10 protein-coding genes are annotated in these 11832 nt (G+C 68.3%); 5 read left to right on the forward strand and 5 right to left on the reverse strand.

The features are described 5' to 3' along the window. The first annotated feature begins 150 nt into the window (after positions 1–150). A complete protein-coding gene (locus EV192_RS34520; RefSeq protein WP_132122785.1) occupies positions 151–1860 on the forward strand; it encodes a DUF2339 domain-containing protein in 1710 nt (569 codons plus the stop codon). Here the strand turns inward: EV192_RS34520 and EV192_RS34525 are convergent. Next, a complete protein-coding gene (locus EV192_RS34525; RefSeq protein WP_132122786.1) occupies positions 1808–2170 on the reverse strand; it encodes an ArsR/SmtB family transcription factor in 363 nt (120 codons plus the stop codon). The genes EV192_RS34520 and EV192_RS34525 overlap by 53 nt on opposite strands. 62 nt (positions 2171–2232) lie before the next feature. On the opposite strand from EV192_RS34525, the gene EV192_RS34530 reads away from it, so the two are divergent. After that, the gene (locus EV192_RS34530; RefSeq protein WP_132122787.1) at positions 2233–3405 is read left to right on the forward strand and encodes an MFS transporter; all 1173 of its coding nucleotides are present in this window, start codon (positions 2233–2235) and stop codon (positions 3403–3405) included. Between the two features lie 344 nt (positions 3406–3749). Here the strand turns inward: EV192_RS34530 and EV192_RS34535 are convergent, their stop codons facing one another. After that, positions 3750–4985 (reverse strand): HNH endonuclease signature motif containing protein, encoded by a 1236-nt coding sequence (locus EV192_RS34535; protein WP_132122788.1) that lies wholly within the window; start codon positions 4983–4985, stop codon positions 3750–3752. An 816-nt stretch (positions 4986–5801) separates the two neighbouring features. Next, positions 5802–6527 carry an AfsR/SARP family transcriptional regulator gene (locus EV192_RS34540; protein WP_165960770.1) on the reverse strand — a complete coding sequence of 242 codons (726 nt, stop codon included), beginning with the start codon at positions 6525–6527 and terminating at the stop codon, positions 5802–5804. A 105-nt stretch (positions 6528–6632) separates the two neighbouring features. On the opposite strand from EV192_RS34540, the gene EV192_RS34545 reads away from it, so the two are divergent. Together EV192_RS34545 and EV192_RS34550 are read left to right on the forward strand one after the other, a co-directional pair. Next, entirely contained in the window at positions 6633–8519 is a 1887-nt protein-coding gene (locus EV192_RS34545; protein WP_207926366.1) for an N-6 DNA methylase, read from the forward strand. Between the two features lie 16 nt (positions 8520–8535). Beyond that, a complete protein-coding gene (locus EV192_RS34550) occupies positions 8536–9993 on the forward strand; it encodes a serine/threonine-protein kinase (RefSeq protein WP_165960771.1) in 1458 nt (485 codons plus the stop codon). Here EV192_RS34550 and EV192_RS34555 read toward each other — a convergent pair. Beyond that, entirely contained in the window at positions 9975–10529 is a 555-nt protein-coding gene (locus EV192_RS34555; protein ID WP_132122791.1) for a class I SAM-dependent methyltransferase, read from the reverse strand. The two genes, EV192_RS34550 and EV192_RS34555, sit on opposite strands and share 19 nt — an antisense overlap. Here EV192_RS34555 and EV192_RS34560 point away from each other — a divergent pair. After that, positions 10528–10917, forward strand: a complete 390-nt coding sequence (locus EV192_RS34560) for a hypothetical protein (RefSeq protein WP_132122792.1) — start codon at positions 10528–10530, stop codon at positions 10915–10917. The genes EV192_RS34555 and EV192_RS34560 overlap by 2 nt on opposite strands. Here the strand turns inward: EV192_RS34560 and EV192_RS34565 are convergent. Further along, a complete protein-coding gene (locus EV192_RS34565; protein ID WP_132122793.1) occupies positions 10914–11753 on the reverse strand; it encodes an alpha/beta fold hydrolase in 840 nt (279 codons plus the stop codon). The two genes, EV192_RS34560 and EV192_RS34565, sit on opposite strands and share 4 nt — an antisense overlap. Between the last annotated feature and the right edge of the window lie 79 nt (positions 11754–11832).

Raw genomic sequence — 11832 nt, forward strand, 5'->3', positions numbered from 1 at the left:
CGGATTCGGTCGGCGCACGGACCGTCCCCGTCCACAGTGGATCACTACCCGGTCGGGTAACGGCTGCCCGATCGGGCAGCGCCGAATCGTGACAGACAATTGAGTAGTGTTACGGATACGCGCCATGAACAACGTCAGCACCCTGTGCGCATGGACGCGTTACACCGCCTGGCCGACGAGGTCGCCCAGCTCGGCCGCCGGTTGGAGCTGATCAGCGCCGAACTGCGCTCGTACACCCAGGACGAGCTGACCAGGCCGATCGCCCGGCCCACGCCGGTGACCTACCCGGCGCCGCCGCCGGTGTTGCCGCCGCCTGGTTATCAGGCGTACGTTCCGCCGCCGCGTGGTCCGTCGCTGATGGAACGGCTCGGTCGGGACGGCGCGGGCAGCCGGCTGCTGGCGTGGGTGGGCGGCGTGGTGACGTTGCTGGGCGTTGTCCTGTTGCTCGTTCTCGCGGTCCAACGTGGATGGTTGGGCCCGCCCGGTCGGGTGCTCGGCGGGGCCGTGCTCGGTGCGGCGCTGGTCGGCAGTGGCCTGTGGGCGTACCGCTCGCCGTACGGGCGTTCGGGTGCGTTCGCCTTGGCCGCCACCGGAGTCGCCGCGTTGTATCTCGACACGATCGCGGCCACGACACTGTTCCATTACCTGCCGGAATGGGGCGGGCTGGTGGTGGGACTCGCCGTGGCGGTCGGCGGGCTGCTGTTGGCGGCGCGTTGGGACTCGCCCATGCTGGGAACCGCCGTGGTGATCGGCTGCGCGGCGCTCGCGCCGTTCATCACCGAGGGCTTCACGCCGGAACTGGTGACGTTCCTGCTGATGTTGCAGATTGCCACAACACCTGTGCAGCTGCGGAAAACCTGGCCGTCGGTGGCGCTCGTGGGCGGCTCGGCGCCGCTTGTCGCGTCCATGATCACGACCGCGCGGACGCACGTCGTGGACCCGCTGCCGAGCGCGTTCGTGGCACTGGCCGCGCTTGTCGTCGGCGCGGTGCTGGCCGTGATCTCCAGCAGGCGAGGGGGGAACGACCAGGTCGCGCTCGGCCTGTTGGTGTGGGCGGCGGCACCCGTGCTGTTCTCGGCGCTGTTCCTGCCCAAATGGCAGGCTGTGGCGGTCGCGGGTGCCGCGGCGGCGGTGATGTTGTGCGTGTGGGTGATCACACCGATGAAGAACGCTGCCGCGATCGGGACGCTCGTGTCAGCGTTTCAGGCGACGGCCACGGCGTTCGACGGGTCCGCGCGGTCGGTGGCGCTCATGGGCGCGGCTGTGTTGCTCGCGGTGCTCGCGCTGGCGTTGAGGGACCAGCCCACGTTGTGGGGTGCGGTGGGATTCGGCGCGGCCGGGGCGGCTCTGGCGTTCGTCAAGGACGTTCCGCCGACCTTTCTGGTCGTCGAGCCCACCTCGGCCCCGAGTGGCCTGGTGGCTTCGTTGTTCTCGTCTTTGCTGGTGGTGGCGGTCGCGGTGGCGCTGCCGTGGGTGGCGACGGCCATGGGCGTGCTCGAACCGGCGTCGAAGGCCCTGGCGCCGTGGCTGTTCGCCGGCGCCGCGGCGTTGTACGGCGCCGCCGGGTTCGTGCTGTCCGCGGCGTTGCTGATCGAGCCGGACCGGTCCGGGTTCCTGCTGGGGCACGTGGTCATCACGGTGTCGTGGACCGTTGCCGCGCTTATGTTGCTGCTCAAGGGAATCGCGGTCCGTGCGCTGCGCGTGGTCGGGTTGGTGCTCGTCGGCGCCGCGGTGCTGAAGCTCGTGCTGTTCGACCTGTCCGCGTTGGACGGGATGGCGCGGGTGGCAGCGTTCCTGTGCGCCGGCCTCATTCTCCTGGCCGCGGGCACTCGTTACGCCCGGCTCGTGTCGCGGTTGTGACCATGTCCGCCAGGACGGCGGTGAGCAGGCCGGGGAAGCGGGCCTCGATGTCGTCCCGGCGCAGTTCGACCCACCGAGTCCGGCCGTCGACCACGGTGCTCGTCAGCCCGGACTCGCGCAGCACCCGCCAGTGGTGCGACAGCGTCGGCGCGGTGATCTCCAGTTCGTAGCCGGACAACGAGCACGTCTTCGGGGTGCTCGCCACGCTCAGGTCCCGGATCAGCTCGAGCCGCACCGGGTCCGCGAGCGCGTGCAGCACCGTCACGATGTCGATGTCGCCCCGGCTGGGCTGCGGCAGTAGGCGGGTCACCAAGCCTCCCTCATCCTTAGATTGTTTGACAACGGTCGAAGGGTTCCTCCAGGATACCCACCATGACTATTCGACGTCCATCAAACGATCGGCTGTCGACCAACATACTTGTCGTCCTCGCCATCGGCACGTTCATCGTGGGCACCGACGGCTTCGTCCTGAACGGCCTGCTCCCAGTGATCGCCCACGACCTGCGGGTATCCGAGTCCGCAGCCGGACAGCTGACCACCAGCTTCGCCCTGACCTACGCGATCGCCTCCCCGCTGATCGCCGCGGCGACGGGAAGGTGGGACCGTAGGACGCTGTTGGCCGGGGGCCTGGCCCTGTTCACGGTCGGCATGGCGGGCCAAGCGCTCGCGGCCGACTACACCACAATGGTGCTCTCCAGAATCCTCGCGGCCGTGGGAGCCGCCGCCTTCCAAGCGAACGCCTACGTCGTCGCCGGCGCACTGGCCTCCGACGCCCGACGCGGCCGCGCGTTGGCAACGGTGGCCGGCGGCATGAGCGTATCCATGGTCCTGGGAGTGCCCATCGGCGTGTTCTTCGCGCACGACCTGGGCTGGCGCGCAGTGATGTGGGCAATCGGCGGGATATCCCTGTTAGGCGCGTTGGCAATGCCGTCGCTCCCCTCAGTCCGTGTCCCTGCGGTCACCCTCAAAGTCCGCCTGTCAGTGCTGGTCCGCCCAGCGGTCCTGAAGGTGCTCCTGGTGACGGTCCTGGGCATCAGCGCCGCCTTCACAGTGTTCGTCTACCTGCCATTGGTGGTCGCACCCTCAGCGACCGGCACAGTGCTCTCGTGGGTCCTGGTGGGCTACGGCATCGGCCAAGTCGCCGGCAACAACATGTCCGGCCGCTGGACAGACAGATTCGGCACAGACCGAGTGCGAATGATCTCCCTCGCCGGAATGGGCCTAGGAATGGCCCTACTGACAGTCGGCGCCCAAACACTGGTGGGCACCATCCTGGTCGTCGCCGCCGTCGGCACGTTCGCAGGCATGATAATGGTCCCGCAACAGCACAGACTCTTCGCCATAGCCCCAGACGCCCCCACAGTGGCACTCGGCCTCAACGGCTCAGCCATCTACCTCGGCGGCGCGCTCGGCTCCGCTTTCGGCGGTCTGATCTTGATCGACCCAGGTGTGGCTTGGCTTCCCCTTGCCGGTGCGCTGGTTGCCTTGTGCAGTTTGGGTTTCGCATACGTCTATCGTCACAATCGGGTCGTGGCTGTAGGTTAGGCTTCCGCGCTGCAAAAGATTGTTCGCTCGCCGCTCGGGCAGGCCGCCAAGAGGGAGTCCCTTGTCGGGTTTTGCTGCTGTGGTTAGGTTGTTTGGTCGCGGCGCCTCCCTCCCGTGTGGCCTGCCCAAGGGAAACGCATCTGCCAGGTGGAGTCCAGCTTGGTCTTCCGGTCCGTATCGCACCCAGCCGGGTCGGGTCTCGTAGGCGGACCTCCCTTGGGTTCCGTGGGTGTGGACCCCACCTGGCAGATGCGATTGGCTCCGCCCAGGCCACACGGGAGGGAGACACCACTCGGGCCAGGTTTGCTGCGCGGGCACGCGCTTCTTCGTACAGTCCAATGGTTTCAGGCTGCTGTGCGAGGAAGTGGGGCATGTAGTTCGTTGCGTCTCGGTCTCTGTGACGGGTCCACATAGGCCGGTGGTGTGAACCACGGTCTACCGTCAACCATCTCGACTGTCCATGCACTGTTGTGGATCAGTCGGTGGTGACTCGGACACAATGACGCCAAGTTGTCCAATTTGGTCGGTCCACCCTGCGCCCACGGGACGACGTGGTGGGCGTCACACACGCTGGCCGGTCGTTCGCAGCTGGGGAACGAACATCCTTTGTCCCGCAAGTAAAGCCCCCGTCGAATGTGCGCCGGGGTAGTGTAGGCGGGAACCGCCACATCCAACGGCTTCGAGTCCCCACCCAACACAGCTGGCAGTACATGGGCATCGCAAGCGATCCGTCGCGCTTCACTGGCGCTCATCCGCCGGTCACCCGACAACACAACATCATCCAACGCCCGCTGCAGTTCCTCAAACGAGATGGTAACCGCAACTTCAGTCCGCACACCATTCTGGGTGGGCAACTCCGGACAGTTCGCCGCCATCCGCAGCACATCCGCGAAAGCGTCCCCAGCTCGCTCGGCATACCCTCGGGTGTCGCCGCCTTCCGTGTGCGGCTTCTCGAACGGCTTCAACAGGTTCTCGAACAGTTGCGCCGATTCGAGGTCCAGGTGACCTTTGAACTCCATGGTGCCGTCCCGGCGGATGTGCCGACGCAACATCCGCGCTGGCCGCGCTGGCTGCTCCTCCCGAGGCGGTGGCCCATCCGGGTCGACAATGTCTCGGACTCGGGTGCCGAACCGGGTCAAGGCTTTCGGGTCGTCCTCAGCGGCGCGGGTGAGCATCACTTGCTCGGCGGTGGCCCGCTGCTCGGCATCCAGGTGCGGCAGATTCGCCAAGGTCTTGCGAATAACGTCCACGTGCTCGGACCCAACTTCGCCACGCGCCAACGCTTCGGCGGTCTGCGGCAACACCGGCTCGATCACCGATCCGGTCGGTGTCGTCATGGCATGCAGATCCTGAGCCTGGGCGAGCCGATGCCGAGCTTCGGCCCGACTGAGCCGCGCGGTGTGCATCAACAGCGCGGAGGTGTTGCTGTACCCAAGTTTGGTGGCGACGCCACGACTCTCCATCTCAGCCAAGAGCCGGAGCTCTTCGGCATACAGTTGCCGACGGCGTTGTACCACAGCGGAGTAGGCATCGACCAGCTCAGAATCGCTGGCCTGCCAAAGAGGCGCTGTGGTTACCATGCAACAATTCTAGCAAACAACAAGGTAGACATGCTGGAATGCAAAGCATTCAGCTGTCGGCGAACAATAGAACTTAAGAGCCATCGGAGAAGCGCGTGCCCGCGCAACGCAACTATCCTAGAGTGGTGACTCCCTCCCGTGTGGCCTGGGCGCAGCCAATCGCATCTGGCAGGTGGGGTCCACACCCACGGAACCCAACCGGAGGTCCGCCTACGAGACCCAACACGGCTGGGTGCGATACGGACCGGAAGACCAAGCTGGACCCCACCTGACAGATGCGATTCCCTTGGGCAGGCCACACGGGAGGGAGACGCCACGACCAAACACCCCAACCACACCAGCAAAATACGACAACAGACTCCCTCTTGGCGGCCTGCCCGAGCGGCGAGCGAACAATCTTTTGCACCCAGGAAGTCCGCAGCCGGCAACAAGAAACTACTGCGACAGCGAAGAACAACCGGCGCCAAGCGAGAACCTAGCCAGTCAGGGGCAAGGCTGGCAGTCCTAACGATAAGGATCTAATCCTGAAGGGACAGATGAGGACGACGCTGAACCGAGAAGCGAGCGAAAGGCTCGCGCCGCTCCCCGGATCAAGCGGGAAGATCGGCCGAAGGTGGGCTCAGCAGCGAGCGAGAAGGTCCTTGCCAGGAAACGAAAGACGAGCAAAGTGCTACGCGGCAACAAAAGGTCCGCGCCGAGCGGTCCGTACCGAGCGGTCAGCACCGTGGCGGCCCGGGCCGGACGAACTGGATGAACCGGCGGCGACGGTGCTCGCGTCATCAGGCTCAGCAAGAAGGTGGGCGTTGTAGGCAGGGGTCAGGTGGCGAGTACTTCGGATTGGATTCGGCGGAGGAGGGGGCCGGGTTCGATGCCTAGTTGGTCGATCAGTTCGGTTCGGGTTTGGTGGTAGACGGTCAGGGCTTCGGCTCGGCGGCCGGCTCGGGCAAGGGCCACCATCAGTTGGGCGGCGAATCGTTCTCGTAAGGGGTATTCGCGTACGTAGGTGGTGAGTTCGCCGATCACCGCTGTTGCTCGGCCGGCGGCCAGTTCGGCGTCCACCCACTCTTCCACCACCATGATCCGTTCTGCTTCCAGCCTGACCGCTTCCAGTTCCAGGTGGGGTTGGGCGAAGTCGGTGCCGCGCCACTGGTCCAGCGCGCGGCGGAAGTGGGCGGCCGCGAGGGTGGGGGCGGCTGCCGCTCGGCCGGCTTCGGTCTCCGCGCGGAACACGAGGAGGTCCAGGTCCGCTGTGTCCAAGCTGATCCGGTAGCCGCCCGCGACCAGGTCGATCGGCACGCCATCGAGCCGCTCCCGCAGCCGCGAGACGTAAGTGTGCAGATTGGACACGTACGACTTGGGTGGCTCGTCACCCCACAACACCTCGACCAGCCGGCCGAACGACACCGCTTTGTTGGCGTTGAACAGCAGTTCGGTCAACAGGGCCGGTAGCCGGCTGCCGCGCAGGGCGACCGGTGCGCCGTCCCTGTTCACGACGGTCAGCGGGCCGAGAACGCCGAACCGCAGGCAAGCGACCTTGAACATGGGATTCCTCTCCGAATCGGTGTTGCGGAGTATTATCAGCATGTGCTTGTGAACTCTGTCAACACATGAATCGGTGATGAGGTATGTTTCCATCTGATTCGCCGTGTGAACTCGAAGGGAGCGACCCTGGTGTCGAACGAGGCAGCCGTCACCGCGGCCGACATCGCCCGGCTGGCCGGGGTCGGCCGCGCCGCGGTGAGCAACTGGCGTCGCCGCTACGAGGACTTCCCCGCACCGGTCGGCGGCACCCCGAACAGCCCGCTGTTCACCCTCGCCGAGGTCGAACGCTGGCTACGGGACCAGGGAAAACTCCAAGCCGGATCGCCATGGGAACGGCTGTGGCAGCTCGTCGAGGCGCACCGCGGCGACAGCGAGCCCGCGGACTTCCTGGCCGCGATCGGCGCGTTCATGCTGGGCCGCCCCGTCCAGATCCCGCCAGCTCTGATCCCCGAGCTGGAGACGCTCGCGGCCGTGCACGGTTCGATGGGCACGGCGGAATCCCTGTGGGAACGGTATGTGCAGGCCAACGCCCGATGGATCGCGGTCACGACACCTGAGACCGCCCGCCTGATCGCCGAACTCGTCGACGCGAAAGGAGTCGTACTCGACCCGGCCTGCGGCGCCGGCTCGCTGCTGGCCGCGGTGTCCGGACACGGCCTGCTGCATTCCCTCGGCCAGGAGATCGACCCGGGCCTGACCGGCCTGGCTGACGTCCGGCTGGCACTGCGCGGTGTCCCGACCGAGCTGCACGTCGCGGACTCGCTGGTCAACGACGCCTTCCGGGGACGCCTGGTGGACGTGGTCGTGTGCGACCCGCCAGTCGGCGAACGCCAGTGGGGACACGAGGACCTGCTGCACGACGAACGCTGGGAGTACGGCATCCCGCCGCGGATGGAGTCCGAGCTGGCGTGGGTGCAGCACTGCCTGGCGCACGTCAAGCCAGGCGGACTCGTCGCCATCCTGATGCCGCCGTCGGTCGCCGCCCGGAGATCCGGCCGGCGGATCCGCGCCGAGCTGCTCCGTCGCGGCGCGCTACGGGCGGTGATCGCGCTGCCCGGACCCGTGCACCTGTGGATGCTGCGCCGGCCGGCCCAAGAGGCGGCGCACAACCTGTTGGTCATCGAGAGCACGGCGTCCGAATGGGATCAGGCCGCCGAGCTGGTCATCTCCGCCTGGCGGACATTCGACAGCGGGCAGGGGAATGTCGACGAACGGCCAGGCGTGGTGCGCTCGATCCCGGTGCTGGACCTGCTGGGGGAGGAGGTGGACCTGACCCCCGCGCGCAACCTGCCCGTGACGTCCGCCCCGGACACCGCGGAGAAACTCCTCGCCGGGCACCGCGAGCTGAGCGCGCGGCTGTCGGCGCTCGTGCCGATGCTGCCCGCGTTGGACTGGACCGGCCCGAACCGGCAGCGCCGGGTCACGATGACCATCGGCGAACTGATCAAGACCGGCGCGTTGACGTTCCTCCAGTCCGACGCGCCCGCGGGGGACGCGAGCGGCGACACGGTGCCCGTGCTGGACCTGTCGGACGTGCTGGCCGACCGGCCGCCGACCCGGCGGATGTCCCGGCAGGTGGCCGGGCCGGCGGTCCGGGTCGAGCCGGGTGACGTGGTGCTGCCGACCGCCGGGCACAAGCTGGTCGCCCGGGTCATGAACGACGCCGGCGCGGTCCTCGGCCGCGGCCTGTGCCTGCTGCGCGCCAACCGCGAGGTGCTCGACCCGTGGTTCCTGGCCGGGTTCCTGACCGGTTCGGCGAACTCCCGGCAGGCCAGCACGCACCTGTCCGCGGCGGCCCGGCTGGACGTGCGGCGGTGCGAGATCCCACGGATGCCGCTGCCGGACCAGTACCGGTTCGCGGCGGTGTTCTCCGCCCTCGGTACCTTCTCTACCGCGCTCGGCCGCGCCGGCGCACTGGCCGACCAGGTCATCCAGGCCACTGTGGATGGTCTGGTGGACGGTCTGGTGGCGCCACCGAGGCCGCCAAGCTAGGGGAAGGACACGGGGGATGGATCGGATCGTCGGCAACAGGTACGAACTGGTCCGTCCGCTCGGCCGGGGTGGGATGGGGGAGGTCTGGCTCGGCCGGGACACCCGGTTGGACCGGGATGTCGCGGTGAAGCTGTTACGGCCCGGCTCGTTGCCCGCGGGCTCCGATGTGGAGACGCTGATCAGCCGGTTCGGCCGGGAGGCGCGGCTGATGGCGAAGCTGGAGAACCCCGGGGTGCCCGCGGTGTACGACACCGGCACCGACCACGAGGACCTGTACCTGGTCATGCAGCTGATCGGCGGCGCGGACCTGGCCGAGTTCGAGGCGGAGAACGAGCCGGTCCCGATCGGCTGGGTCGCGGCGATCGGCGCGCAGATCGCGTCCGTGCTCACCGCCGCGCACGCCGCCGGGCTCGTGCACCGGGACCTCAAGCCGCGCAACGTGATGATCACCCATTCCGGCGAAGTGAAGGTGCTGGACTTCGGCATCGCGGTGCTGCGCGACGCCGACCTGACCCGGATCACCCGCAGCGCCGAGGCCGTCGGCACCCCCGCGTACATGGCGCCCGAGCAGGCCATGCACGGCGTCTCCAGCCCGAGCAGCGACCTCTACTCCCTGGGCTGTGTGCTGTACGAGCTGATCACCGGACGGCACGTCTTCGACGCCAGCACGGCGCTGGCGATCATGCACCGGCACTACTCCGAGGTGCCCGCGCCGGTGAGCGCGTTACGCCCGGAGACCGACCCGCACCTGGCCGACCTCGTCTCCCGGCTGCTGGCCAAGGACCCCGGGGCGCGGCCGGCGAGCGCGAAGGAGGTCTTCGACGTCCTGGTCCGCCTGATCCCCACCGGCGGCAACGGCGCCGCGATCCCGATGGACCCGACGCGCCCGTTCCGCGAGTGGCGAGCCGGCCCACAACGGGCCACACCGCCACCGCCGCCACTGTTGCCGCCGCCCATCTTCCCGGTCCCGGCGCACACCACGCCGATCCCCAGATACGTCGACCCGCCGACCGCCCGCGTGTCCCGGTTCGACACGCCGGGCCGGCGGTTGACCGAGGGCACCCTGCTCACGCTCGGGTTCATGTTCCTCGGGTTCGTCCTGGACGACGCCCTCGACCACAAGACGCCGACCGAGATCACCGCGGGTCTCGCGTTCTCGCTGCTGTTGCTCGGCATCGGCGTGTGGATGCGCCAGCGCCGGCTGCGGCTGCGGTTTCCGTGGTCGTTGGCGTGGCGGCGGGTGATCCGGCCGGCCACCAAGGTCGAGCGCGGCGTCGAACGCACCCTGCTGATCGTCGGCGGGCTGATGGTCGCGGTGTACCTGGGCGGGGTGATCCTGGACTGGGCCGGCGTCCAGCGCTGGGACTACACCAACAGCCGGGTCTTCGACCTGACCATCAGCCTGGGCCTGTTCCTGCCCGGCGTGATCATGCGCCAGCACCGGCTCGGCAAACGCTATCCGTGGTATGTGTAGTACGAGTCGACCGCCGGTTGGCCGGTGTAGTTCGGACCGGCGCTGTCGTCCGCGCCCAGGTAGTCGAACGGCAGATCCACCGCGGCGTGCCCGTCGAGACGGATCCGCCTGGTCCGGGCGTTGTAGTGGAAACCGGCTAGGCGCAAGGCTTTCGTGACGTTCGGTGCCTTGACCGACGACACGTCGAAGTTGGCCACGAAGAGGCCGTCCGGCGTGAGCCACGACGCCGCCCTCGCCAGCAGGCCGAGCTTGTCGCCGACGTAGTGCAGGCCGTGCACACACGTGATGAGGTCGTACGCGCGGGCCGGCCGCCACGTGCCGACGGGCGCGGCGACGAGCTCCACTGTGGCCGGTGCCGGGCCGGCGAAGAAGTCGACCAGGTCGACTCCGGTGATCCGGGTGTCCAACACCGACGCGGCGTCCAACAGCGCGCGTCCGCTGCCGCAGCACAGGTCGAGCCAGTTGGCTGGGCGCCGGGCGACAATGTCCACTCCGAACCCTATGTGTACGCCATGGGCGGCGCTATCGTTCGGCATGCCTCGTTCCGGGTATCGGTTCGACTATCTGGTGGCCCCGCTGCGTTGTCCTCGGTGTGGGCTGGTGGCGGAGGCCGACGAGATGTTGGAGATGACCACGCGGCTGCGCGCCGAGCCCAATCTGGCGTACCTGACCATCGGCGACGACCTGCCCGTCACCCCGGAGCGGGCGGCCTCGGCCGGCTATGTCCAGCTGCGGTTACCCGGGCCGGACGAGCCCACGATCCTGTTGCACACGTGGACGTGTGCGTCGTGCGGCGCGGCCGGCAACTGGGCCGAGGTCGTGGTGGAGGAGGACGTGATCGAGGCCATCGACGAGGCCGAGTTGGACGCGGACACGATGGCCCGCGCCCATTTCAAGGTCTCCGACGACAGCAGGCACCGCTAGCCCAGGAACGCGTTGACGGCGGCGGCGAAGCCGGTCGGGTCGTCCACCCACGGGAAGTGTCCGGCGCCGGCTCCGACGACGACGGTCGCGTCGGGGAAACGCGGTATCGCGGTGCGCAGCGTCGCGGGTGTCACCATCGCGTCCAGTTCGCCCGCGTACAGCAGGACCGGAGCGGTGAGTTCGGTCAGAGCGGCCTTGGTCGCCGGGGCGTCCAGGGTGACGCCGGCGAAGTAGCCCTCGCGGGCGGCGACGTGCCGCTCGGCGATCCCGACACCCGCGTGCGCGCGCGCCGCGTCGTCCCACCGGCCGTAGAACAGTGGCCGGGACTCGTGGAACGTGGCCAGCGTCAGGTCGCCGCCCAGGATCTTGTCGAGCGCGGCGCGTGCGGACGCGTACCACGGCTCGCCCGCTCGGTTCCGCAGGGCGGCGGCGAGTTCGTCGTCGGTGCCGTGGACGTCGATCGCGGCCAGGTTGGGGGTGATCAGCGCCAGGTTGGCGACGCGGTCGGGGTGGGCGGCCGCGTACAGCGTGCCGAGGATGGCGCCGGCCGAGTGGGCGAGCAGATCCATCCGGTCGAGGCCGAGGTGCGCACGCAGCGCGTCGAGGTCCGCGACGAGCCGGTCGACGCGGAACGTGGTGGGGTCGGCGGGATCGGGAGAGTCGCCGACCCCTCGCGGGTCCAGGAGGACGAGTTGGCGGGATGTGTCGAGGCCGCCGAGGTTCCCGAGGTACGCCGCGGCTCGGCCGGGCCCGCCGGGCACGCACAGCAACGGCCGGCCGGTCCCGAGGACGTGGTAGTCGAGTTCGGTTCCGTCGTACGACACGAACGTGGGCATGTGTGGATCATATGGCCGGCCTGGGCTGGGCCGTCTGCGCCGACAGCGAACAAGGATAGTAAGGAATAGTGACTATCTG

The organism is Actinocrispum wychmicini (genome assembly GCF_004345645.1).
Lineage (GTDB): Bacteria > Actinomycetota > Actinomycetes > Mycobacteriales > Pseudonocardiaceae > Kibdelosporangium > Kibdelosporangium wychmicini.